The sequence below is a fragment of the Streptomyces sp. NPDC006798 genome (genome assembly GCF_040635975.1).
Lineage (GTDB): Bacteria > Actinomycetota > Actinomycetes > Streptomycetales > Streptomycetaceae > Streptomyces.
On record NZ_JBEYIS010000018.1, the window covers coordinates 1 to 23,044 of the forward strand.

A 23,044-nucleotide genomic window follows, 5' to 3' on the forward strand; every position below is an offset into this window, starting at 1 on the left:
GCGGACGGCTCACGGCCCCGGTCGGCATCGTGGACCGGCCCTTCGACCAGCGCCGCGACCCGCTGCTGGTCGATCTGTCGGCCGCCGGGGGCCATCTACCATGAGGACACGTCTTGACCCTCTGATCGACCACCTCTGCCTGACGCAGAGCTGGCGCGACCGTATGGCGGCCAGGAGCCTCGTAACGTCCCGCTGCGGACCGGGCCCCGGTATCTACCGCAGTCCCGCGCGCGTGGACAGCTCTCGGTCGCCCCACCTGGCCAGGGGCGGCTACCAGGCGGCAGAAAGGCACGGACCGTGGACTCCGCGGTCACCGACACCGGCGACGGCCGCCCCGGCACCGTACGTACCGAAGGTACGGACCCGGCTCCCGCTGTACGCCCGGGCTACGGACAGTTGCTGCGCACCCCCGGTGCGTGGACGTTTCTGCTCCCCGGGTTCGTCGCCCGGCAGCCCTTCGCGATGCTGACCATCGGCATCATCCTGCTCCTCCAGGACACCACCGGCTCCTACGGCAGCGCCGGCGCGGTCGCCGCCACGGCCGGGGTCTCCATGGCGCTGTGCGCGCCGCAGAGCGGCCGGCTGGCCGACCGCTTCGGGCAGCGGGCCGTCCTGCTGCCCGGGGCGGTCGTCCACACCGCGTCCGTCTCGGCGCTGATCGCCCTGGCCCTGGCCGACGCCCCGATGTGGGCGCTGCTCGCGGCCGCCGTCCCGACGGGCGCCTCCGTACCGCAGATCGGGCCCATGGTGCGGGCCCGCTGGGCGGCCCGGCTCGACGGTTCGCCGCTGATGCCGACCGCCGCGGCGTTCGAGTCGGTGACGGACGAGTTCACGTTCGTCGTCGGCCCGGTTCTGGCGACGGCCCTCTGTACCCAGGTCCATCCGGCCGCCGGTCTGGTCGCCGAGGCGGCGCTGACCCTGGTCGGCGGGCTGCTCTTCGCCGCCCAGCACCGTACGCAGCCGCCGGTCACGGGCCGGGGCGCGGCCGGGACGCCCGGCGGAGCCCGTACCTCCGCGCTCTCCGTCCCCGGAGTGCGCGTACTGATCGTGGCCTTCCTCGGGATCGGCTCCGTCTTCGGCGGGATGCAGGTCTCCCTGACCGCCTTCACCGAGGAGATCGGCAACCCCGGCGTCAACGGCGTCCTGTACGGGATCTTCGCCGCGGGCAATATGCTCGCGGGCGTCGCCTGCGGGGTCGTCGCCGCGAAGAACGGCCCGCTGCGGCGGATGATTCTGGGCTACCTGGGTCTGGCGCTCAGCGTCTCCCTGCTGTGGTCGCTTCACTCGGTGATTCTGCTCGGCGCCCTGGGACTGCTGGTCGGCCTGTTTATCGCACCGGCCCTGATCAGCGGCTACACCTTGGTGGACGGTCTGGTTCCGGCCTCGGCCAGGACCGAGGCGTTCACCTGGCTCACCGGGGCCGTGGCGCTCGGCCAGGCCGCGGCGGTGACGGTCGCGGGCCGGCTCGCCGACACCCAGGGGGCGAGCGCCGGATTCCTGGTCCCGCTGGGCGGAACGGTGCTGGCCCTGGCCACTTTGCTCACCCTGCGCGGTCGGCTGGCCCCGGCGGGCGGCGGGCATCCGGGGGGCCTGATCGCGGCCCGCGGGACGAGTGGGAAGGATCACCGGTCGCCGGTGCCGGTGGACTGACGCCACGGAATAGGTCACTATAGACCGTCGTTAGCACTCATTGAGTGAGAGTGCCAGGAGGAAGACAAGTGCCGACCTACCAGTACCAGTGCACCGAATGCGGCGAGGGCCTCGAGGCGGTGCAGAAGTTCACCGACGACGCCCTGACCGTGTGCCCGCAGTGCGACGGACGCCTGAAGAAGGTGTTCTCCGCGGTCGGCATCGTCTTCAAGGGTTCCGGTTTCTACCGGAACGACAGCCGGGGCGCGTCGTCCAGTTCCTCCCCCGCCGCCTCGTCGAAGGGCGCGGGCTCCGGATCGGGTTCCGGCTCCGGCTCCGGCTCCGGCTCGGACAAGGCCGCCTCTTCCTCCTCTTCCAGCCCGTCGTCGGCCTCCTCGGCCGCGTCGTCGTCCTCGTCGGCTTCCTCGACGAGCACGTCGGCCGCCTGAGTTCGCGCCGAACCGAAGACCCCGTCCGTGGGACACGGCGGGGTCTTCGCCGTACCCGCGCCCCAAGGCCCCTGCGGCCCGGGGCCGTTGAGGGGTCCCGGGGGCCGGAGTACGGGGTGAGGGCGGGGTTCCCGGCGTACGCCGCGTCGATAGTGTGATCGGTATGGTGAACGTGAACGCAGAGATCGGCGTCATCGGCGGCTCGGGGCTCTACTCCTTCCTGGAGGACGTCACCGAGGTCGCCGTGGACACGCCCTACGGCAGCCCCAGCGACTCCCTCTTCCTCGGCGAGATCGGCGGCCGGAGAGTCGCCTTCCTCCCCCGGCACGGCCGGGACCACCGCGTCCCGCCGAACCGCATCAACTACCGCGCCAATCTGTGGGCGCTGCGCTCCGTCGGCGTACGGCAGGTTCTGTCGCCGTGCGCGGTGGGCGGGCTGCGTACGGAGTACGGCCCGGGGACCCTGGTCGTCCCGGATCAGCTGGTGGACCGGACGAAGTCGCGCGCGGAGACGTACTTCGACGGCGTGCCCCGGGCGGACGGGGCGGTTCCGAACGTCGTCCACACCACCTTCGCGGACCCGTACTGCCCGGCCGGGCGCGCGGTGGCGATCAAGGCGGCACGCGGGCGCGAGTGGGAGCCGGTGGACGGCGGCACGCTGGTGGTCGTGGAGGGGCCGAGGTTCTCCACCCGGGCGGAGTCGCGGTGGTTCGCCGCCGAGGGGTGGGCGGTCGTGGGGATGACCGGGCACCCGGAGGCGGTACTCGCCCGTGAACTGGCGCTCTGCTACACGGCGCTGGCGCTCGTCACCGACCTGGACGCGGGCGCCGAGACCGGTGAGGGCGTCTCCCACACCGAGGTGATGCGGGTCTTCGGCGAGAACGTGGGGCGGCTGCGGGAGGTGCTGTTCGACGCCGTCGCCGGGCTTCCGGCGCTCGCGGAACGGGACTGTCTCTGCGTGGACGCGCACGAGGGCTGGGATCTGGGGATCGACCTGCCCTGAGGTTTCGGACTCCCCGGTACCGCGGCTGTTCTCCTGCGCGTTCCGAGGCTCGGAAGAATTCCGGGTCCGCGTCTGAGTTCGGTCCGGGGCCGGTCCGGGGCAGGGCGGGAGGGGTTGCCGGGGGCGGAGTGACACCTGTGGGTGACAGCGTTTTCCACAGCCGGTCGCTCCGTCCACAGCCGTCGGCGGGATCGCCGGGGAGCGGGGACGGTGAGGGCACCCGGTCGACCACGGCCGGGATCAGCCCGACCGACAGGCGGTGTACGACCATGTCCGACCTTCCTCCTTTCCCTTCGCCATTCCCTTCCTTTCTCTCCTCTCCGTCCGCCTCTGCGTCCACCTCCGCCGCTTCCTCTGCCCTTTCTTCCGCTTCATCGCCCTTCTGCCCGCCGGGGCCGTCCGTTCCCGGGCGGCGGAGCGTGCCGGACTTCCCGCCGGTCCGGGTCCGGGGCGGAACTCACCGGCTGCGGCGGGCGCTGCGCGGGCGGCGCGGAGCGGTCGCGGCCGGGCTCGCGGTGGTGGCCGCGACCATGGCCGCCACCGGGGCACGCGACGCGCTGGGGACGGGCGGCTCCTCCGCGCCGGACAGCGGCGCCCGGGGCGCTCCCCGTCCGCCGGCGGCGGCCGCTCCACCTCCCCGGCTGGTCACCGCGCCGGTACGGATCGCGGACGCGGCGACCGTCGGGCTGCTGCGCCCGGGGGACCGGGTCGATGTGATCGCCACACCGTCCGTACCGGGCGGGCCGGGCGGCTTCGGCGACGGGCCCGGGCCGGAGGGCGCGGCGGCCTCCGGCGGGGCCGGGCAGGCGCGGGTGGTGGCGTCGGGGGTCCGGGTGGCCGCGGTTCCCCGGATTCAGGAGACGTTCGGAGACGGGCCGGAGGGCGGGGCGCTGGTGGTGCTCTCGGTGCCCCGGTCGACGGCCACGGCCCTGGCCGGTGCCGCGGCGACCTCCCGGCTGGCGGTGACGGTGTGCTGACCCGGGCGGTACGGGCCGGGGGCGGCAAGCGCGCCCGGGAGTCCGCGCTCCGGGCGCCCGCGCGGTCGTCCACCGGGCGGCGCGTTTCCGTCACTCGTACAGGCGTACCGCCGTTGCACCTCCCGGCCACCCGGAATTGGACAGCCCGACCACTGCGTGCCGTAGGTTGCGGAGCGACTGGCTCCGTATTCCTCCTCCGCAACGAAAGGCTCAGTGGTGACCGAGAAGAAAGTCAGCGTCCTGGAGGGCTTCAAGGCCTTCCTGATGCGCGGCAATGTGATCGACCTGGCGGTAGCGGTCGTCATCGGCGCGGCGTTCACCAGTGTGGTGAACTCCTTCGTCAAGGGCATCATCAACCCCCTGGTCGGCGCCTTCGGCACCAAGGACCTCGACTCCTACAGCTCCTGCCTCAAGGGCACCTGCAAGGTGGTGAACGGGGAGGTGCAGGGCATCAAGATCATGTGGGGTTCGGTGCTCGGCGCGACCCTCACCTTCCTGATCACGGCGGCGGTCGTCTACTTCCTGCTGGTGCTGCCGATGGCCAAGTACCTGGCCCGCAAGGCGGCCAGGGACGCGGCGAAGGAAGGCACGAAGGAGGTCGTCGAGCTGACGGAGCTGGAGGTCCTCAAGGAGATCCGCGACGCGCTGGTGGCGCAGTCGCGGGGCGACGGCACCGGCACCGGCGCCTCGCCGGGACGGCCGCTGGGCTGACCCGGGCGGCCCGGGCCGCGGGTCACAGGTGGTGGGGCGGCTTCTCGTCGAGGAAGCGGGCGAGATCGTCGGCCGAGGCGGCGGCCGCGGGCCGCTCGCCCCACCCTCGGTCCGTATCGTCCGCGGACTGCTGGTCCAGCGGATCGTCGAAGTCCAGGACCGGCTTCGGGTTCTGCCGCCGGGTGTTCTTCGCGTCGCGCGGTCCGGGGGCGGGGGCGGTGCTCATGTCTCCAGGGTACGGCGCGCGGCGCGGCGCCCCGGCGGGATTCCCGGCCCGTACGGATCCGGCGGGCCCCACTACCCGGACACGGCCCGCCGCCCCGGCGGCTTCCCCGCTGATGGAGGCGGCTCTCCCCGGCCCCGGCACCCGGGCGCCGGGCGCGCCGAAGGGCGTGATGAGACGGGCGGTCCCGGCGCTCCCCCGGTCGCCGGAACACCCCGGACCCCTTGGACGCGCCGCGTGCCGTGGACGCTCAGCGGTCCTTCGGGCCGAGGGCCCACAGTCCGAGGACCACGACGAACGACAGACACAGGAATCCCGCACCCCACCACGCGGTCTCGGTACGGCCCGACATCCAGGCGTCGACGACCACGGTGAGGCCCCACAGCTGACCGGCGACGGCGCCCAGGACGAGTACGAGCCGGGCGGTCAGCCCGGCCGAGCCGGCCGGATCCTGCTCCCCACCGGCGCCGGGGCCGGGGCCGGTGTGCCGGATCCGGGGATCGGTCCAGCCGCTGGTGGGCCGGATCTGGGGATACCGCTCGCGGACGGCCCGGTTGAGCCGGGGCTCGGCGCTCCCGGGGTGATAGCCGTCCGACGGTCCCGCGGCACCGGATCCCGGGCCGGACCCGTCCCCGGCGGTCCGGCCCGGCTCCCCCGGGCCGGACCCCGATTCGCCGGGGCCGGTGCCGGGCCCGGAGCCGTACGGCCGCTCGGGGGACGGTCCGGGCGGCTGGTCGGGGGGCCGGTCGGGGGGCGTCATACGTCGTCCTTCGGCAGTTCGGCGCCGGGGCAGCCGAGTTCCACGGCCTGGTCGGGGGAGACCTCGGCGAACTGGCGGCACCAGGCGTCCTTGTCGCTCTCCCCGGAGCGGGTGGTCGCCAGGGCCCAGATACTGCCGTCGAGGTCCTCGGTGACGATCACCCGGGGCAGCGGCCGGGGCGGCGGACCGGCGGTGACCTCGCCCGTGCGGACGTCGAAGACGCCCTCGTGGCAGGGGCAGAGCAGTTCGCCCTCCTGGCCCCGGTCGGCCCGGTAGAGCACGGCGCAGGCGAGATGGGTGCAGACGGCGGAGTAGCCCACGAGGGTGCCGTCGGCGAGCCGGACGGCGACGGCCCGGTCGCCCTTCCCGGGGTAGGTGAAGGCCAGGGCCTCGCCGGGGGCCAGGCTGTCGGCGATCTTCCGGGGGTCTGGAGTTCCCTCGACGTCGTTGTGCCGGTGCAGGATGCCCGCGGCGACCCCGATCCCGCCGAGGGCGAGACCGCCGGAGACGGTGGTGACGATCCGCAGATAGTCGCGCCGGGTGGTGAGCGCGTCGGCCGCGATCCGGTCGCGCAGCGCCTCCCGGGCACCGCCCGGGCCGTGGGACCCGGGATCGCCGGGGCCGGGGCCTCGGGAGCCGGGGCCGGGACGCTCGCCGTCGCCGGGCGGGCCGCCGCGGGCGGGCGGGTCTCCCCCGGCGCCGGGTCCGGAGGGCGGGGGCGCGGTCAGGCTCATCGGGGCCCCGCCTTCCGGGTGTCGACCCCGTTGACCTCCACCACCGGCAGCCCGCCGGGGAGGGGCCACCGGGCCCGGTCGGCGGGGACGGCCATCGCGACCCCGGTCCGTACCGTCGTCGCGCCGAAGGTGAACGAGTCGGCGACCCGCACCCCGGGGCGTTCGGCCCGCAGTTCGTCGAGGGTGCCGTAGAAGAGGGCACCGGTGGGGCAGACCGTGGCGCACATGGGGGCGAGACCGGACGAGGTGCGGTCGTAGCAGAGGTCGCACTTCATCTGGAGTTTGGCGGCCAGATCGATCTTCGGTACGCCGAAGGGGCAGGCGTTGACGCAGTGGGCGCAGCCGATGCAGCGGGAGGTGTCGGCCTGCTGCACCACCCCGTCGGCGGTGACGAGGATCGCGTCGGCCGGGCAGACCTCGGCGCAGGGCGCGACGGGGTCTTCGCAGTGCATACAGACCGTGGGAAGGGAGGCGACGGAATGGCCCTCGTCGGGGTAGTCGAGATGGATCATGGACCGGCCGCGGTGCGAGTCGCATTCCCGGCAGGCGGAGACACAGGCCTGGCAGCCGATGCAGCGCCCGGGATCGATGAAGATCGTTCTGCCCATCATGGCGGGTCAGTTCCTCTCCGCGGTGCCCCGGCCCTGCGGGGCGGTGGGCGGCAGGGGATCGGTGCGGGCGGCCCCGGCCTCGCGGGGGTAGGGCTCGTGGCCGGGTGCGGTGGGCGGCGCGGGTACCGGTTCGACGTGCTCGGCCCGTTCGATCCGGCAGGCGCAGACCTTGTACTCCGGGATTTTGGAGCGGGGGTCGAGGGCGTCGATGGTGAGGGTGTTGGCGGCCGTGGGGATCGGCCAGTGGTAGGGCACGAAGACGGTGTCGGGGCGGATGGCCTCGGTGACGAGTGCGGGCAGGACCGTACTGCCGCGGCGGGTGACGACGCGTACCGGATCGCCGTTGCGGAAGCCGTGGGCGGGGTGGATCTCGGCCCAGGGCCGGGGGGTCTGTTCGACCAGGGCGCCGAGCCTGCGGGTCTGGTTGCCGGAGAGGAAGTGCGCGACGGTCCGGCCGGTGGTGAGGGAGAGGGGGTAGTCGTCGCTGTACGGGTCGGCGGGCGGGCGCCATTCGACGGTCTGGAGGTGGATCAGCCCGTCGGGGTGGTAGCTCCGGCCGTCCTCGAAGAGCCGGGGCGTGCCGGGGTGGTCCGTGGCCGGGCAGGGCCAGGCGATGCCGCCGGTCTCCTCCAGGCGTTCGTAGGTGATGCCGTAGTAGTCGTTGACGGTCCCGGCGGAGGCGATCCGGAGCTCCTCGAAGACGTCGCGGGACCCGGTGTAGGAGAACTTGTCGCCCGCGCCGAGGAGTTCCGCGAGCCGGCAGAGCACCCAGGTGTCGGTCCGTACGCCCGGTGGGGGTTCCTGCGCCTTGTTGTGCTTGACGACCCTGGCCTCCGCGTTGGCCATCACTCCCTCGTCCTCGGCCCAGGTGGTGACGGGGAGGACGACATGGGCGTTGGCGGCGGTCTCGGAGAGGAAGAAGTCGCACTGGACGTGGAAGTCGAGGGTGTCGTATCCGGCGGTGACGGTCCGCAGGTCCGGCAGGGACACGAAGGGGTTGTTGCAGACGCCGAGCAGGCCGCGGATCTCCCCGCGCCGCATCTGGTGGACCATTTCCATCATGGAGGTGCCCGCGGGCGGCAGTTCGGCCTCGTCGATGCCCCAGATCTCACAGATCTGCCGCCGGTGTTCCGGGTCGTTGATGGAGCGGCCGCCGGGCAGCAGATCGGACTTCTGGCCGTGTTCCCGGCCGCCCTGGCCGTTGCCCTGGCCGGTGAGGGTGCCGTATCCGGCGCCGGGTCTGCCGATATTGCCGGTGGCGGCGCAGAGGTTGATGACGGCGAGACAGTTGTCGACGCCCTGGGTGTGGTGTTCGATGCCCCGGGCGTGCCAGGCCATGGCCCGGTCCGCGGTGCCGAAGGCCCGGGCCACCTCGACGATCTGGGCGGCCGGTACGCCGCAGATCTCCGCCGCGCGCTCGGGCGGATGGGCGGCCACCGTCTGCCGGACCTCGTCCCAGCCGCTGGTGCGGGCGGCGAGGAAGTCCTCGTCGGTCAGGCCCTCGGCGACGACGACGTGGAGGACGGCGTTGAAGAAGGCCGCGTCGGTGCCGGGCCGCAGGGCGACATGGATATCGGCGGTCCGGGCGACCGGCGTCTCCCGGGGGTCCACCACGATCAGCCGGGCACCCCGGTCCCGGGCCCCCCAGACGTACTGGGTGAGCACGGGGAAGCACTCGCCGACGTTGGATCCGGCGATCAGCAGGCAGTCGGTCCGGAGGATGTCGGAGAACGGGTTGCCCGCCCGGTCGATGCCGAAGGCGAGCTTGTTGGCGCCCGCGGCGGACACCATGCACAGTCTGCCGTTGTAGTCGACGTGCCGGGTCTTCAGCGCGACGCGGGCGAACTTGCCGACCAGATAGGTCTTCTCGGTGAAGAGGCTCGCCCCGCCGAGCATGCCGAAGGCGTCGGCGCCGTACCGGCTCTGGACCCGGCGGATCCCGGCCGCGGTGACCGACAGGGCCTCGTCCCAGGAGACTTCCCGGAAGGGTTCGTCGCGGGAGGCGCGGACCAGTGGGGCGGTGAGCCGGTCGGGGTGGTTGACCTGCTGGTAGGCGTTGATGCCTTTGGGGCAGAGCCGCATCCGGTTGATGTCGTGGTTGCGGGGTTCGACGCCGAAGACCCGGCCCGTGCGGTCGACCCGCAGATACATGCCGCACTGCACCCCGCAGAAGCAGCAGTGGGTGGGGACGAGGGTCTCGCCCGCCCGGCCGATCCGCCAGTTCCCGGCGGATACGCCTCCGGCGCTGCGGAAGGCGGTGGTGCCGGGCGGGGCGACGGACGGGTCGAGCGGGATGCCGCCGGGTGCGGGCGGATGCGGGGCGGCCGTCACTGGAAACCCTTCTTGACGTCGGTGAGATACGCGCTGCCCCGCAGGACCCGTTTGCAGCGGGGGCAGTACTCGGGCCACTCCCCGAAGTCGAGTTCCAGGTCCCGCAGGCTGCCCCGGACGGTCTCCAGGGTGGGCGCGGTGTCGACGGGCTCCCCGCAGCGGCGGCAGGCCAGGACATCGGCGTCCTGCCGGGCCGTGTACTTGACCAGCTGCATTCCCACGGCGGCGGGCCGCTGCACGATATGGAAGAACTTCCCGAACGGGATGTACACCAGCGTCAGCACCACCACGGCCATATGCAGCACGGCCAGGAACTCGTATCCGCCGCCGTCGAGGAAGAGCGACGAGAAGGTGAGGAGGAGACCCGTCACGGCGATCACCAGAAGGGCGATCAGCGGTACGAGGTCGTAGCCGAACCGCTGGCCCGCGACGGCGCCCCGCTCGCGGGATCTGCGCCACAGGAAATAGGAGGCGCCCCCGATGACCAGGACCGCGGCCAGGTCGAGGCCGTGGAACATGATCCAGCCGATGGCGTTCAGGGCATCGAAGCCGAGGACCTTGAAGCCCCAGATCCGCATCTCGTAGCCGGGTCCGGAACCGGTGGCGGAGGTGAAGGTGAACCAGCCCCAGGTGAGCGGGAAGGTGATCAGAGCGGCCAGGACGCAGCCCCAGAAGATCAGCTGGTGGGCGATCCAGCGGGACCGGGAACGGGCGCCGAGGAACTTCTGGAAACCGAGATAGGTGGCGATCATCCGGGGCAGGGCGGTCGGCGCCCGGCGGAAGTTGGCGGCCGAGAAGAAGCTCCGCCGACCCTGGCGGAAGAGTCGGCGGGCACCCGGGGAGGAGATCCAGACGGTGTAGCGGTAGGCCACGCCGAAGGCGAGGAAGACGGTGGCGACGGCGTAGGGCAGGAGGGCCGAGTCGAAGTCGCGCAGCATCCGGCTGCCCAGCACGATCGCCAGTACGAGCAGCCCGGAGACGACGGCCCCGGCGGCCACGGCCCGCCCGACGACATGCCCGGTACCGCCGGGCCTCTGACCGGGGACGTCCGCGGCTCCGGCTCCGGGGGCCGATGGCGGGCCGTCCGCCGGTGCTTCCACAGGCGGCGGAGACGGGACCGCCGGTGGCCTCGCGCCCGGTGGCCGGTCCCCGGGAGGGGACGGGGAGGCGGGGGTGGGCGGGGAGGGGGAGGGGGGAGGGCCCCCCGGGAGGTCGGGTTCGTCGGGCGGTGGGGGCGGGGCGGTCACGCGGCCCACCGTAGGCAGGGTGGGCGGAATGCGCCTTTTGTGCGGTGGGCTCGTCAGGCGGTGGGGTGATGGCTTAGCCCAGTCGGCCCGTGGCGCCGGTACGGGGACCCTCCTGGAGCTCTTCTTCGGCCTCTGCTTCGCTGTCGCCCGGGCCGGGGCCCGGTTGGTCCACACCCTCGCCGAGGGCGAGCCGGAGCAGAGTCCGATCGGCTCGGTTGCGCCTTCGTCTTCTTCGGGGTGTGGTCTTGGCGGAGCGGGAGTTCCGCCAGGGCGTGGCAGTCGGTGCACGGCGGTACCCGTGGTACCCAGGACGCATGAGTGACGCGATGGAACGGTGCGAGGGCGACCGGTACGGGGAGTGGGGGGCGGGTGCGGTCCCGCCGGGCGCGTACGGGCTGGTGACGGGGTGGTGACGGCGGGCCGGAACGACGCGCTGACGGATGTGGCGGGGCTGCGGGTGGGGCATGCGCGGCTGCCGGGTGCGGGGGCGTTGAGCGGGACGACGGTGGTGCTGGCGCCCGAGGGGGGTGCGGTGGCGGCAGTGGATGTGCGCGGGGGCGGTCCGGGTACGCGGGAGACGGACGCGCTCGATCCGCGGAATCTGGTGCAGCGGGTGGACGCGGTGGTGCTGACGGGCGGGAGCGCGTTCGGGCTCGACGCCGCGGGTGGGGTGATGGCGTGGCTGGAGGAGCAGGGGCGGGGAGTTCCGGTGCTGCCGGGGCGGGTGGTGCCGGTGGTTCCGGCGGCGTGTGTGTTCGATCTGGGGCGTGGTGGGGAGTGGGGGGCGCGGCCGGACGCGGCGACGGGCCGGGCGGCGGTGGAGGACGCGGCGGCTTCGGTTGCCGGCGGGCCGGTGGCGGTGGGGAATGTGGGGGCGGGTGTGGGGGCGGTGACGGGTGCGCTCAAGGGGGGTGTGGGGACGGCGAGTACGGTTCTGCCGGGTGCCGGGGCGGATGGTGCTGATGTGACGGTGGCGGCGCTGGTGGTCGCGAACGCGGCGGGTGAGGTGGTCGATCCACGGACGGGCGTGTTGTACGGGCAGTACGTGCACGGCACCGGCACCGATACCGGCTCGGGCTCGGACTGGATCCGGTTTCCCGATCCCGCGGTACATGCGGCGGCGCTGCGCAGACTCGCGGAGGCACGGGCCGCGAGCGGTCCGCCGCCGTTGAACACGACGCTCGCGGTGGTGGCGACGGACGCGGATCTGGTCCGGGCCCAGGCGCAGAAGCTGGCGGGTACGGCGCATGACGGGATCGCGCGCGCCGTACGGCCGGTGCATCTGCTCCATGACGGCGATACGGTCTTCGCGCTCGCCACGGGGACGGTACCGCTGCCCCCGTCGGATCCGCTGGCGCTCAACGCCGTCCTGGCGGCCGGGGCGGATGTGGTGTCGCGGGCCATTGTGAACGCCGTGCTGGCTGCGGAGCCGGTCGCGGGCGCGGGCGGGGTTTTCCCGTCGTACCGGGAGCTGTATCACTGAGCTGGAAGGGTGTTCCCGGTGTCCGCCGGGGACACCGCCGGCGTCCACCGCCCCCCGACCGGGGGGACATCAACTGACATGACAGATATGCCCTGTTGACAGACGGCGGGAACTCTACAAAGAGTTCCTACGTTTTCGGTAACGCCGGACCCGACGTCGGAACCAGGGGCTACTTTTAGCAATCAACGTGTTACTTGTGGCGACGGCCAGGAGACCCACTTTGAACGATCCGTACGAGACAACCGAGACGCATCTGGAGCGACTCCTGGGTCGGGCGCTCAACTCCTTCGATCTGCCCGACACCACGGTCGACAGATTGGGCTCGGCGCTGGCTCACGCGAGTTCGCTCCACTCCTCGCACCACAGCGCGCGGCTCGACCGCGCCACGTACCGCCATGCGTATCTGCTGGCTGACGGCTCGTCCGTGGTGCTCTGGGAGCTGGTGCACAACTCGGGTCCCGGCGGTGCCGAGCAGCACGAGGTGTACGCGGACGAGTCCGAGGTCAGGCTGGCGGCGTCCCGGCTGCCCGCGGGGTTCCCCGGCTTCGCCGACACCGGGCCGGGCGCGGGGTCCGGTCCGGGTTCCGACGACCGTCGCGGCGGGCGTTCGGCCGACGATGCCCCGGGCATCGAAGGCTCCCGGCGCTCCGGCGGCGGACCGGACGGCCTGCTCCCGGACCCGTCCTGGGACGACGAACCCGGTGACGGCGGTGCCCGTACCCGCGGTGCCCGTACCGAAGGTGGCCGTACCGGCGGTACGGGACGAGACGCCGAGGACACGTACGAGGATTCCGGGGTTTCCGAGGGCTCCGACCCCGCGGATCGGGGCGCGCTCGGCCCGGCGGGTCTCGGCGGCTCCCACGGCCCGCAGGGGTCTGCGGGATTCGGAGGACCCGAGGGCTTCGGCGGCTCCGGTGGCTTCGGTGGACTCGACGGGGGCCGGAGGTCCGAGGGCTTCGACGGGTACGAGGGGTTTCAGGGGTTCGGCGCCGGATCGGCCACCGATTTCGGCTCGGACATCGACCTCCTCGCCGGGCTGCTGTCCGCGCCGCCCGCCCCGCTCCCCCGGATGTACGTCCCGGACAACTCCGCCGACCATGCCCGCCGGGTGCTGCGCCGGGCGGAGAACACCGACCGGCCCGGCCCGAAGACGGCCGAGTTGCTGCGCGGCGCCTTCGCGCACCACATCACCCAGGTCTTCGGCCGCCAGTGCCGAGTCGGTGCCCGGGACGCCGGGTTCACCCTCTACGAGCACGCGTTTCTGCTGCTCGACGGTGCCGAGGTGTCCCTGTGGGAAGTGGAGCACACCGCGACTCCCGACGGACGACATATGTGTGAGGTGTACGCGACGGAGAGCGGCGCGCGGGAGGCGATGGAGTCGCGGGGCAGAGGACGTTCGGCGCCCCGGGCCGGGCTCTGAGCCTTCGGACCGGGGCGCCGGGGCGGGCCGCATTCAGCGGTACCGGCGGGATCAGGGGTACCGGCGGGACGGACCGCAGTTGAGGGGAGGTCAGCGCGCCAGGGCCGCTTCCTTGACGCTGCCGTCCGCCGCTTCCTCCGCCTGATTGCCGGCCGCCGCCTCCCCCGCCCGGGTCCCGTCCTCCGGGGTCGTTCCTCCGGCCGGATCACCCGGCTCGGGCGTACCGCCTTCGAGGTGCTGGGCGGGGCGGGCGGGCAGGGCGAACATCAGCAGGAAGATCACGGCGAGTACGGCGACGATCCACCACAGGGAACCCTGGAAGGCGTCGGAGAAGGCTGTTCCGGCGGTCGCCGGGGTGATCCGCCGTTCGTCGACGGAGCCGAAGAAGACGACGGCGACCAGTCCGAGGCCGAGCGCCGTACCCATCTGCTGCACGGTGCTGATCAGCCCGGACGCGGAGCCGGCGTGCTCACGCGGTACGTCGGAGAGGATGGCGTCCGTCAGCGGGGCGACGATCAGCCCCATACCCAGCCCCATCACGGCCAGCGGCGCCGTCATCTGCCAGGCGGTGATCGCGGTGCCGTAGCGGTCGGCCTCCCAGATGTAGATCAGGATTCCGGCGATCATCAGCAGGGCTCCGGTCTGGAGGACCTTGCGGCCGAACCTCGGGACGAGCTTCTGGACCGAGAGCCCGGCGGCGACGGAGACCGCGATCGAGAACGGTACGCCGGTCAGTCCGGCCCGCAGCGGGCTCCAGCCCAGCCCGTTCTGCATATAGATCGTCCAGACCAGGAAGAAGACCCCGAGGGCGAGGCCGAAGACGAGCTGGACGGAGATCCCGGCGGCGAAGGACTTGATCCGGAAGAGGGAGAGTTCGATCAGCGGGGAGCCGTCCTTGCGGGCCTTGTACCGCTCGTACGCCACCAGGGCGCCGAACATCGGAACACTGCCCGCCATGACGACGAAGCCCCAGGCGGGCCAGTCGAGTTCATGACCCCGGGTCAGCGGATAGACCAGCATCAGCATGGCGGCGGTGACGAGGACGACGCCGACGGAGTCGAGCCGGAGCGCCTTGGGGGCGCGGGACTCGGTGAGATAGATCCGGCCCAGGATCAGACCGGCGATCCCGACGGGCAGATTGATCAGGAAGATCGGCCGCCATTCGAGGCCGAAGAGGTTCCACTGGGTCAGCAGGGCGCCGATCAGGGGCCCGGAGACCGCGCCGAGTCCGATGACGGCGCCGAAGAGCCCGAAGACCTTGCCGCGTTCATGGGCCGGGAAGGTGGTGTGGACGATCGACAGGACCTGGGGAACCATCAGGGCCGCGGTGGCGCCCTGGGCCAGCCGGGCCGCGATCAGCATCTCCGGATCGGCGGCGAATCCGCAGAGGGCGGAGGCGACGGTGAAGCCGCCGATACCGATGAGGAAGACGCGTTTGCGGCCGTAGATGTCGCCGAGCCTGCCGCCCGTGATCAGACCGGCCGCGAAGGCCAGGGCGTATCCGGCGGTGATCCACTGGACGGCGCCGAAGGAGGCGCCGATGGTCCGTTCGATGCTGGGGATGGCGATATTGACGATGGTGACGTCGACCAGGTCCATGAAGGCGGCGGTCATGATCACGGCGAGGGCGATCCAGCGGCGCCGGTCGTCCTCCACGGCCCCGGCCCCGGCCCCGGTACCGGCCTCGGCCCCGTCGACTATCACCTCGGCCTCGGCCTCCGCCGTCACCGTCGTCGCCTTCGCCGAAGTGCTGTCAGGGGCTTCCGGACCACTCATCCGGTCTTGCTGTGAGGTCATGGGCAGGACAGTAGAAGTCCATTAGGACAAAAGAAGTCCTAGTGCGGCCTCATCCTGGGAGGCATGACGGACACTCCTGTACGCCTGTTGAATCTGCTCTCCCTGCTCCAGACTCCGCGCGAGTGGCCGGGCAGCGAACTGGCCGACCGGCTCGCCGTGAGCACCCGGACGATCCGCCGGGATATCGACCGCCTGCGGGATCTGGGCTATCCCGTAGAGGCGACCCGGGGCGCGGTGGGCGGCTACCGGCTGGTGGCCGGGGCCGCGATGCCTCCGCTGATGCTCGACGACGAGGAGGCGGTGGCGATCGCGGTCGGCCTGCGGGCCGGGGCGGGGCATGCCATCGAGGGCGTCGAGGAGGCGTCCGTACGGGCTCTGGCCAAGTTGGAGCAGGTGCTGCCCGGGCGGCTGCGCTATCGGGTCGCGACTCTTCAGGACGCCACGATCCCGCTGGTCAAGGGGGACGGCGCGACGGTCGCACCGGGGACGCTGACGACGATAGCGAGTGCGGCGAGCGGGCGGGAGCGGCTGCGGTTCGGCTATCGCGCCGGGGACGGTACGGAGTCGCGGCGGCTGGTGGAGCCGTACCGGCTGGTCTCCACGGGGTGGCGCTGGTACCTCGTGGCGTACGACCTCGACCGGGAGGACTGGCGCACCTTCCGGGTGGACCGGGTGTCGGAGGCGTTCGCGACGGGCGCCAGGTTCACGCCCCGGGAGCTGCCGACGGGTGACGGGGCGGAGCTGCTGCGGGCGACGATGTCGGGTCCGCCGCAGGGGGACTACGCGTTCGATGTGTCCTTCGCGGCGCCCGCGGCGTTCGTGGCGGCCCGGCTGCCGGGGCATCTGGGGGCTCCGGTGGCCACCGGCGAGGAGAGCTGCCGGCTGCGGAACCGCGCGTCGGACTCCGTGGAGTGGCTGGCCCTGCGGCTGGCGCTGGTCGACTGCGAGTTCACCGTGCACGGACCGCCCGAGCTGGTGGGGTACGTCCGCGATCTGGGCGCCCGGCTGGCCCGGGCCGCCCCCGGCGACGGCTGAGGGAGACGGATACCCCCTGACGGGGAAGGACCCCGAGACCGGGGGGAAGGCCTCGGGGTCCGCTTTTGGGAGCCGCTACGGCCCCGATATCGGCACGGCGCTCCGGCGCCTGCCCCGGTGGCGGCATGCCACCACCGGCCGGGCGCCGGGCGGCCGAGCCGTCGCCCGGCGACCGGATCGGGCCGGCAACCGTCGCCCGGCTCAGGCCGCCGCGTCGAATCCGGTGTCCCGCGCCATACGCTTCAGCTCCAGCAGTGCGTGCTTCTCGATCTGGCGGATGCGCTCACGGGTCAGTCCGTGCTCCTTGCCGACCTCGGTCAGGGTCCGCTCACGGCCGTCCACGATCCCGTACCGCATCCGGATGATGGAGGCGGTCCGCTGGTCGAGCTGGCCGATCAGATCGTCGAGACCCTCACTGCGCAGCAGCGTCAGCACCGACTGCTCGGGCGATATCGCGGAGGTGTCCTCCAGCAGATCGCCGAACTGGGTCTCCCCGGAGTCGTCGACGGACATATTCAGACTGACGGGGTCACGGGCCCAGTCGAGGACGTCGGTGACCCGCTCGGGGGTGGAGCCCAGCTCCTCCGCGATCTCGGCGGCCTCCGGCTCGCGGCCCTTCTCCCGGTTGAACTCCCGCTGCACCCGGCGGATGCGGCCCAGCTCCTCGACCAGATGGACGGGGAGGCGGATGGTCCGCGACTGGTCGGCGATGGAGCGGGTGATGGCCTGGCGGATCCACCAGGTGGCGTAGGTGGAGAACTTGAAGCCCTTGGCGTAGTCGAACTTCTCGACCGCGCGCACCAGGCCCGCGTTCCCCTCCTGGACCAGGTCGAGCAGGGGCAGCCCGCTGCGCGGGTAGCGCCGGGCGACGGCCACGACGAGCCGCAGGTTGGAGCGGATGAAGACGTCCTTCGCCTGCTCGCCGTCGGCGGCCAGGGCCTCCAGCTCCTCGCGTGTCGCTCCCCCGGCGTCGCTCTCGACCTCTTTTTCGAGGATCTGCCGGGCGTAGACACCCGCCTCGATCGTCTGGGACAGCTCCACCTCACGGGCGGCGTCCAGCAGCGGTGTACGCGCGATCTCGTCGAGGTACATGCCGACCAGGTCGCGGTCGGCGATTTCCCCGCCGGTGGCGCGAGCGCTGCTTGCCCGGCCGGTGGTCCCCTTGGTCTCGGACTGGCGACGGGCGACGGCACGGGTGGCCATGCGAGCTCCCTTGCTGAGTAGGTCGCGACACCCTTCCGGGTGCCCTGCATCCGATGGAATCAACGATTGCAATCCGGACAGAATTCCCGTGCCGCGCGACATTTTTTATGATCTTGCAGTACCCTGTCCCGCCACATGAGGAGGTCGCATGGTCCGGTCGAGTCGCGAACCGACAGAGGTGCAGGTCAAACCGGGTGTGGAGGCCGATCTCGAAGAGCTGACGGCGCTGTACAACCACTACATCGTGGAGACGCCCATCACTTTCGACACCCGGCCCTTCACCCCCGGGGAACGTCTGACGTGGTTGCGTTCCCACCCTGAAGACGGCCCCCACCGTCTTCTGGTTGCCCGGGGCCCCGATCAGGGCCTGCTCGGCTATGTCACCAGCGGCCCGCTCCGGCCCAAGGCCGCGTACTCGACCTCGGTGGAGGTCAGCGTCTACTGCGCGCCCGACGCGGGCGGCAAGGGCGTCGGCACGGCCCTGTACGAGGCCCTGTTCAAAGCGCTGGAGGGCGAGGACGTCCACCGGGCCTACGCGGGGATCACCCAGCCCAATGACGCGTCGGTACGGCTCCACACGCGCTTCGGCTTCCGCCCCCTGGGGACGTATCACGAGGTGGGACGCAAGTTCGGCCGCTACTGGGACATCACCTGGTACGAGAAGCACCTCGGCGAATCCGGCCCGGCGGCCGGCGCTCCCGGAACGCGGGGACACGAGGACGCGACGAGACCCGGGGGCTGAGGCCTAGGACCGAAGGCGGTACGACTCTGGGCCCACGGTCCGTTACGCACCGCGACGGACCCCGCCTAGGGTCCGGGTATGAGCACCTCATCCCACGGCGAAGCCCCCGTCCCCGTCCCGGCCGGTACCGCGTCAGCCCCGGCCGACACAGGCCCCGGTCCCGCCCCGGCCGGCTCCGGGCCCGCGTCCGCCCCGCCCGGTCCCGACTCCTCGGGCCGGCTCGACGAGGCCCTGGAACGCATCCACACCCTGGGCCCCGAGTTCGACGGCTGGCTGAGCAATCACGCCCCGATGGCCGTCGAGGCGCTGGTGCGCCACGGCCGCTCCGACACGGTCCACCGCTGGCTGGACCGCTACCGCGAGCGGCTGGAGGACATGCCCGCCCCCGCGACCCCGATCACGGCGGGGAACTGGCGCGAGGCGCTCGGCGATCCGCGCCGGATCACCGACTGGGCGCTCTACTTCGAGCGGGAGACGGCCGACCGCCCGTGGCGCGAGGTGCTGGCCGAGTGGTGGCCCCTGTTGCTGCCCGGGATCGCGGGCGGCGCCACGCATCCGGCGATCCGGGTGGGTCATGCCGTACGGACCCTGCTGACCACCGAGGAGACCGCGCCCCGGGTCGCCGAGCTGGCCCACGGACTGGGCTACTGGGCGGCCCGCCACGATCCGCTGCCCGCCGGGGTGCGTTTCACCGGGTCCCCGGCGGACGCCACGGCGGCGCTGGGCGCGGTGACGCCGGTGCCGGACCAGTCGGCGGGGATCCGGCGGCGGCTGGCGCAGCTCACGGCGCTCCCGGACTGGCCGAACACCCCTGCCGCGCCCGGGTCGCCGGAGGAGGCCGAGACGCGGCTGCGCGGTCTGGTGGCCGCGGCGACGCACCGGTACGCGACCCACGGCCATGCCGAGCCGGTGATGCTGGTCCATGCGGCGACCGCGCCGAACGCCGTCCTGAGGACGCTGCCCGCGCTCCCCCGGGAGCTGTGGGCGCCCAGTCTGGACGCCGCGTGGGCGGCGTCCGCCGCCGTCACGGCCGCGTACGCCCCGGCCGGTCTGGAGCCCTGGCCGGGCGCGGGACACGGGTCGGCGCCGGGCTCCACGCGGTCCGGGACCCGGACGCCCGAGGAGATCTTCGCGGCGGCCGCCGCGCACGGCGACGACCACACCATCAAGTTCACGGATACGGCGCTGGACGTCGGCGACCCCCTGGCGCTGATCGCCGCGGGGCGCTCGATCGACCTCAACGAACCGCTCCTCTGACGGGCGGGCGACCGTACGGCGGCGTAACGGCACCGGGCGCCCGGCCCCCTTCCGCTCCCTGCCCGCTGCCCCCCTTGCCCCCTGCCCCCCCCTGCCTCAGCCGAACTGGAGGGACCGCTTGGCCAGCCCCCACCAGAAGCCGTCGATGACACTGCGCCCGCCGTCCAGTTCGTCCGCAGCGGCGCCCAGGGTGACGAAGAGGGGCGCGAAGTGTTCGGTACGGGGATGGGCCAGGCGTCCGGCGGGCGCCGCGTGCTCGAAGTCGAGCAGGGCGTCGACATCGGCCGATTCCAGCGCCTCCCGCCCCCACTCGTCGAACTCGGTGGACCAGCCGGGGATGCCGTCGCTCCGCAGGGCCGCCAGATTGTGGGTGAAGAAGCCGCTGCCGAGGATCAGTACGCCCTCGTCGCGGAGCGGGGCGAGCCTGCGGCCGATCTCCATCAGCCGGGTGGGGTCGAGGGTGGGGAGGGAGAGCTGAAGCACCGGGACGTCCGCTTCGGGGTACATCTCCACCAGCGGTACGTACGCGCCGTGGTCGAGCCCCCGGTCGGGCACGTCCTGTACGGGCGTTCCGGCCCGGCGGAGCAGTTTCCGTACGGAGTCGGCGAGGGCGGGGGCGCCCGGGGCCGCGTAGCGGACGGCGTAGTAGCGCTCGGGGAAGCCCCAGAAGTCGTACACCAGCGGCAGGGTCGTGGTGGCGCCGAGCGCCAGCGGGGCCTCTTCCCAGTGGGCGGAGACGATCAGGATCGCGGTGGGCCGGGGCAGTCCCGCCGACCAGGCGGCGAGCTGGCCGGGCCACAGCGGGTCGTCGGCCAGCGGGGGCGCGCCGTGCGAGAGGTAGATCGCGGGCATACGCCCCGTCGAGGACGTCTCGGTCGCGGTGGTCATGGCGTGCTCCGATCCGGGAAACTTGAAAGTTCAAGTTGACGTTCCCGACTACCGTAAGACCATTTAGTTCAACTTTCAAGAACAGGTCGTACAGTAGAGGCATGAATACGGCATCCACGGCGTCCCCCGCCCGCGGCGAGGGCAGCTGCGAGGGCGGCCCGGCGCCGCGCTGGCTCACCGATGACGAACAGCGCGTCTGGCGCGCGTATCTCCATGCCACCATGCTTTTCGACGACCATCTCGACCGCCAGTTGCAGCGTGACGCGGGGATGCCGCACATCTACTACGGGTTGCTGGTCCAGCTCTCTCAGGCACCGCACCGCCGCAGGCGGATGACCCGACTGGCCATCGACGCCAAGATCACCCGTTCCCGGCTGTCGCACGCGATCTCCCGGCTGGAGAAGAAGGGCTGGGTCCGGCGCGAGGACTGCCCCTCCGACAAGCGCGGCCAGAACGCGGTCCTGACGGACGAGGGGTTCGCGGTCCTGGAGGGCGCCGCTCCCGGGCATGTGGAGGCGGTCCGCCAGGCCATGTTCGACCGGCTGACCCCGGAGCAGGTGGAGCGGCTGGGCGAGATCATGATGATCATCGCGGACGGTCTCCAGCCCGCGGACTCGGGCGCCGACCTCCCCTGGCTCCGCTGACCCCGGCCGTCACACCACCCCGGCCCCCGGCCCCTGGCCCCGGTTCCGACCTCCGGTTCCAGCCACCGCCCCGGCCAGGCCACCGGGCCCGCCCCACAGGTCGCCCGACGGATTCGCCGACGGACCGGCCCACGCCACGACGACCGGCCGCAGACAGCGGTGGGCCCCGCCGGAGGATTCACCTCCGGCGGGGCCCACCGCGTTTCCGTGCCCGGGCGAATCGGCGACGCCCGCGCCCGGACCACCGGCACCGACCGGCCCGGACCCGATCGCGCGCCGACCGGCCTCAGTGTGCGATCACCGGCACCTTGACCTCGGCCTCGGCACCGTCGCCGCCCGCCACCGTACCGGCGCCACCGACGCCCGGACGGCCCGCGTTGATCATGGTCAGGGCGATCACGGCGGCGACGACCAGGATGACCACGGCCCACCAGATCGCCGAGGTGAAGCCGTGCACCATGCCCTGGAACTGGAGCAGCTCCCGGCTGGTGGCACCGGCCGCCCGGTCGGCGATGAACGACGACGTGGCGGAGGCCGCGATCGTGTTCAGCAGGGCGGTTCCGATGGCGCCGCCGACCTGCTGGGAGGTGTTGACCATCGCGGAGGCCACACCGGCGTCCTGCGGCTCGACCCCGTGCGTGGCGAGCGCCATCGCGGGCATGAACGCCGTACCCATACCGAGACCGAGCAGCAGCTGCGCGGGCAGGATCAGGGCGGGGTACGAGCTGCCTATCTCCAGCTGGGTCAGCATCAGCATGCCGATCGCGGCGACCAGGAAGCCGGGGCCCATCAGCAGCCGCGCCGGGACCCGGGTCATCAGCCGGGTGCCGATCTGCGTCGAGCCGACGATCATGCCGACGACCATCGGCAGGAAGGCGAACCCGGTCTTGACCGGGGAGTACCCCTCCACGACCTGGAGGTAGATGGTCAGGAAGAGGAAGAGGCCGAACATGCCGATGATGGCGAGACCGAGGGAGAGGTAGATCCCGGCCCGGTTGCGCTCGGTGAGCACCCGCAGCGGCAGCAGCGGCGCCTTCACCTTGGACTCGACGGCCACGAAGGCGCCCAGCAGGACGACCGACGCGACGAACATGCCGATGGTCAGGCCGTCGGTCCAGCCGGAGTGCTCGGCGCGGGCGAAGCCGTAGACCAGGGCGACGAGTCCGAGGGTGGAGAGCACGACACCCGGGATGTCGAGCGAGGAGCGGTTGCGGGCACCCGCGGGCTCCTTGATCACCAGGTAGGCGCCGACCGCGGCGACGATCGCGAACGGGATGTTGACGTAGAACGTCCAGCGCCAGTTCAGGTATTCGGTGAGGAAGCCGCCGAGGATCAGACCGACGGCGCCACCGCCACCGGCGATCGCACCGTAGATACCGAACGCCTTGGCGCGCTCCTTGGCGTCGGTGAACATCACGGCGAGCAGCGACAGCGCGGCGGGCGCGAGCAGCGCGCCGAAGACGCCCTGGAGGGCGCGGGCGCCGAGCATCATGGCCTCGCCCGTCGCGGCGCCGCCGAGCGCGGAGGCCGCGGCGAAGCCGATGAGGCCGACGATGAAGGTCCGCTGACGGCCCCACAGGTCGGCTATCCGGCCGCCGAAGAGGAGCAGACCGCCGAAGGCGAGGGCGTAGGCCGTGATGACCCACTGGCGGTTGCCGTCGGAGATGCCCAGGTCCTCCTGGGCGGTGGGCAGAGCGATGTTCACGATGGTGGCGTCGAGGACGACCATCAGCTGGGCGAGGGCGATGAAGACGAGGGCCTTCCAGCGCGCGGGGTCGGCGCCGGGGATTCCGCCCGGGCCGCCGCTATCCGGCAGGGCGGTATCGGGAAGGGTGCGGTCGGTTTTCGACATGCGTGGAGCCACCTTGGAGTGCGAAGAGGTCATGGCGCCCGGAATGGG

General features: G+C 72.4%; 21 protein-coding genes. 11 read left to right on the top strand and 10 right to left on the bottom strand.

Annotation, left to right across the window (positions count from 1 at the left end):
• Positions 1 to 396 precede the first annotated feature (396 nt).
• The 5 genes from ABZ714_RS14615 (at position 397) to mscL (ending at position 4,769) form a co-directional block, all read left to right on the top strand.
• A complete protein-coding gene (locus tag ABZ714_RS14615; protein ID WP_358825667.1) occupies positions 397 to 1,650 on the top strand; it encodes an MFS transporter in 1,254 nt (417 codons plus the stop codon).
• Positions 1,651 to 1,718: 68 nt separating this feature from the next.
• Positions 1,719 to 2,078: an FmdB family zinc ribbon protein gene (locus ABZ714_RS14620; protein ID WP_358825565.1), complete on the top strand. Its 360-nt coding sequence runs from the start codon at positions 1,719 to 1,721 to the stop codon at positions 2,076 to 2,078.
• A 163-nt stretch (positions 2,079 to 2,241) separates the two neighbouring features.
• The gene (locus ABZ714_RS14625; protein ID WP_358825566.1) at positions 2,242 to 3,081 is read left to right on the top strand and encodes an S-methyl-5'-thioadenosine phosphorylase; all 840 of its coding nucleotides are present in this window, start codon (positions 2,242 to 2,244) and stop codon (positions 3,079 to 3,081) included.
• Between the two features lie 419 nt (positions 3,082 to 3,500).
• Complete coding sequence (locus tag ABZ714_RS14630) at positions 3,501 to 4,058, top strand: RcpC/CpaB family pilus assembly protein (protein WP_358825567.1); 558 nt, start codon at positions 3,501 to 3,503, stop codon at positions 4,056 to 4,058.
• 216 nt (positions 4,059 to 4,274) lie between these two features.
• Entirely contained in the window at positions 4,275 to 4,769 is a 495-nt protein-coding gene (gene mscL, locus ABZ714_RS14635) for a large conductance mechanosensitive channel protein MscL (RefSeq protein WP_358825568.1), read from the top strand.
• Positions 4,770 to 4,791: 22 nt separating this feature from the next.
• Here mscL and ABZ714_RS14640 read toward each other — a convergent pair whose 3' ends face one another.
• From ABZ714_RS14640 to ABZ714_RS14665, 6 genes are all read right to left on the bottom strand, one after another.
• Entirely contained in the window at positions 4,792 to 4,995 is a 204-nt protein-coding gene (locus tag ABZ714_RS14640; protein ID WP_358825569.1) for a hypothetical protein, read from the bottom strand.
• A gap of 247 nt (positions 4,996 to 5,242) precedes the next feature.
• Complete coding sequence (locus ABZ714_RS14645; protein ID WP_358825570.1) at positions 5,243 to 5,752, bottom strand: hypothetical protein; 510 nt, start codon at positions 5,750 to 5,752, stop codon at positions 5,243 to 5,245.
• Positions 5,749 to 6,486, bottom strand: a complete 738-nt coding sequence (locus ABZ714_RS14650; protein WP_358825571.1) for a Rieske (2Fe-2S) protein — start codon at positions 6,484 to 6,486, stop codon at positions 5,749 to 5,751. Before ABZ714_RS14650 ends, ABZ714_RS14645 begins: the two co-directional genes overlap by 4 nt.
• Positions 6,483 to 7,097 (bottom strand): 4Fe-4S dicluster domain-containing protein, encoded by a 615-nt coding sequence (locus tag ABZ714_RS14655; protein WP_358825572.1) that lies wholly within the window; start codon positions 7,095 to 7,097, stop codon positions 6,483 to 6,485. The genes ABZ714_RS14650 and ABZ714_RS14655 overlap by 4 nt, the downstream gene beginning before the upstream one ends.
• A gap of 6 nt (positions 7,098 to 7,103) precedes the next feature.
• Positions 7,104 to 9,428: a molybdopterin oxidoreductase family protein gene (locus ABZ714_RS14660; protein ID WP_358825573.1), complete on the bottom strand. Its 2,325-nt coding sequence runs from the start codon at positions 9,426 to 9,428 to the stop codon at positions 7,104 to 7,106.
• Positions 9,425 to 10,426 carry an MFS transporter gene (locus tag ABZ714_RS14665; RefSeq protein ID WP_358825668.1) on the bottom strand — a complete coding sequence of 334 codons (1,002 nt, stop codon included), beginning with the start codon at positions 10,424 to 10,426 and terminating at the stop codon, positions 9,425 to 9,427. Before ABZ714_RS14665 ends, ABZ714_RS14660 begins: the two co-directional genes overlap by 4 nt.
• Before the next feature lie 658 nt (positions 10,427 to 11,084).
• On the opposite strand from ABZ714_RS14665, the gene ABZ714_RS14670 reads away from it, so the two are divergent.
• Together ABZ714_RS14670 and ABZ714_RS14675 are read left to right on the top strand one after the other, a co-directional pair.
• Positions 11,085 to 12,158 carry a P1 family peptidase gene (locus ABZ714_RS14670; protein WP_358825574.1) on the top strand — a complete coding sequence of 358 codons (1,074 nt, stop codon included), beginning with the start codon at positions 11,085 to 11,087 and terminating at the stop codon, positions 12,156 to 12,158.
• Positions 12,159 to 12,354: 196 nt separating this feature from the next.
• Positions 12,355 to 13,578, top strand: coding sequence for a DUF6227 family protein (locus tag ABZ714_RS14675; protein WP_358825575.1), 1,224 nt, complete (start codon positions 12,355 to 12,357; stop codon positions 13,576 to 13,578).
• A gap of 90 nt (positions 13,579 to 13,668) precedes the next feature.
• Here the strand turns inward: ABZ714_RS14675 and ABZ714_RS14680 are convergent, their stop codons facing one another.
• On the bottom strand, positions 13,669 to 15,375 hold the full coding sequence (locus ABZ714_RS14680) for an MFS transporter (protein WP_358825576.1): 1,707 nt from the start codon (positions 15,373 to 15,375) through the stop codon (positions 13,669 to 13,671).
• A gap of 63 nt (positions 15,376 to 15,438) precedes the next feature.
• Between ABZ714_RS14680 and ABZ714_RS14685 the strand changes: the two genes are divergently transcribed.
• On the top strand, positions 15,439 to 16,410 hold the full coding sequence (locus ABZ714_RS14685) for a YafY family protein (protein WP_358825577.1): 972 nt from the start codon (positions 15,439 to 15,441) through the stop codon (positions 16,408 to 16,410).
• 201 nt (positions 16,411 to 16,611) lie between these two features.
• Here ABZ714_RS14685 and ABZ714_RS14690 read toward each other — a convergent pair whose 3' ends face one another.
• Positions 16,612 to 17,613 (bottom strand): sigma-70 family RNA polymerase sigma factor, encoded by a 1,002-nt coding sequence (locus ABZ714_RS14690; protein WP_358825578.1) that lies wholly within the window; start codon positions 17,611 to 17,613, stop codon positions 16,612 to 16,614.
• 148 nt (positions 17,614 to 17,761) lie between these two features.
• Here ABZ714_RS14690 and ABZ714_RS14695 point away from each other — a divergent pair, with 148 nt between their 5' ends.
• Both ABZ714_RS14695 and ABZ714_RS14700 read left to right on the top strand, forming a co-directional pair.
• Entirely contained in the window at positions 17,762 to 18,355 is a 594-nt protein-coding gene (locus ABZ714_RS14695; protein WP_358825579.1) for an N-acetyltransferase family protein, read from the top strand.
• Positions 18,356 to 18,433: 78 nt separating this feature from the next.
• A complete protein-coding gene (locus tag ABZ714_RS14700; RefSeq protein WP_358825580.1) occupies positions 18,434 to 19,612 on the top strand; it encodes a questin oxidase family protein in 1,179 nt (392 codons plus the stop codon).
• Positions 19,613 to 19,708: 96 nt separating this feature from the next.
• Here the strand turns inward: ABZ714_RS14700 and ABZ714_RS14705 are convergent, their stop codons facing one another.
• Complete coding sequence (locus ABZ714_RS14705) at positions 19,709 to 20,500, bottom strand: class III extradiol ring-cleavage dioxygenase (RefSeq protein WP_358825581.1); 792 nt, start codon at positions 20,498 to 20,500, stop codon at positions 19,709 to 19,711.
• A 101-nt stretch (positions 20,501 to 20,601) separates the two neighbouring features.
• Between ABZ714_RS14705 and ABZ714_RS14710 the strand changes: the two genes are divergently transcribed.
• The gene (locus ABZ714_RS14710; RefSeq protein ID WP_358825582.1) at positions 20,602 to 21,144 is read left to right on the top strand and encodes a MarR family transcriptional regulator; all 543 of its coding nucleotides are present in this window, start codon (positions 20,602 to 20,604) and stop codon (positions 21,142 to 21,144) included.
• Positions 21,145 to 21,430: 286 nt separating this feature from the next.
• Here the strand turns inward: ABZ714_RS14710 and ABZ714_RS14715 are convergent, their stop codons facing one another.
• A complete protein-coding gene (locus ABZ714_RS14715) occupies positions 21,431 to 22,996 on the bottom strand; it encodes an MFS transporter (RefSeq protein ID WP_358825583.1) in 1,566 nt (521 codons plus the stop codon).
• Positions 22,997 to 23,044: the final 48 nt, after the last annotated feature.

Excerpts from the sequence above, each read along its gene's own strand:
- ABZ714_RS14625 (WP_358825566.1), top strand. The coding sequence starts at position 2,242 with ATGGTGAACGTGAACGCAGAGATCGGCGTCATCGGCGGCTCGGGGCTC.
- ABZ714_RS14640 (WP_358825569.1), bottom strand. The coding sequence starts at position 4,995 with ATGAGCACCGCCCCCGCCCCCGGACCGCGCGACGCGAAGAACACCCGG.
- ABZ714_RS14645 (WP_358825570.1), bottom strand. The coding sequence starts at position 5,752 with ATGACGCCCCCCGACCGGCCCCCCGACCAGCCGCCCGGACCGTCCCCC.
- ABZ714_RS14650 (WP_358825571.1), bottom strand. The coding sequence starts at position 6,486 with ATGAGCCTGACCGCGCCCCCGCCCTCCGGACCCGGCGCCGGGGGAGAC.
- ABZ714_RS14655 (WP_358825572.1), bottom strand. The coding sequence starts at position 7,097 with ATGATGGGCAGAACGATCTTCATCGATCCCGGGCGCTGCATCGGCTGC.
- ABZ714_RS14680 (WP_358825576.1), bottom strand. The coding sequence starts at position 15,375 with ATGACCTCACAGCAAGACCGGATGAGTGGTCCGGAAGCCCCTGACAGC.
- ABZ714_RS14685 (WP_358825577.1), top strand. The coding sequence starts at position 15,439 with ATGACGGACACTCCTGTACGCCTGTTGAATCTGCTCTCCCTGCTCCAG.
- ABZ714_RS14690 (WP_358825578.1), bottom strand. The coding sequence starts at position 17,613 with ATGGCCACCCGTGCCGTCGCCCGTCGCCAGTCCGAGACCAAGGGGACC.
- ABZ714_RS14695 (WP_358825579.1), top strand. The coding sequence starts at position 17,762 with ATGGTCCGGTCGAGTCGCGAACCGACAGAGGTGCAGGTCAAACCGGGT.
- ABZ714_RS14700 (WP_358825580.1), top strand. The coding sequence starts at position 18,434 with ATGAGCACCTCATCCCACGGCGAAGCCCCCGTCCCCGTCCCGGCCGGT.
- ABZ714_RS14705 (WP_358825581.1), bottom strand. The coding sequence starts at position 20,500 with ATGACCACCGCGACCGAGACGTCCTCGACGGGGCGTATGCCCGCGATC.
- ABZ714_RS14710 (WP_358825582.1), top strand. The coding sequence starts at position 20,602 with ATGAATACGGCATCCACGGCGTCCCCCGCCCGCGGCGAGGGCAGCTGC.
- ABZ714_RS14715 (WP_358825583.1), bottom strand. The coding sequence starts at position 22,996 with ATGTCGAAAACCGACCGCACCCTTCCCGATACCGCCCTGCCGGATAGC.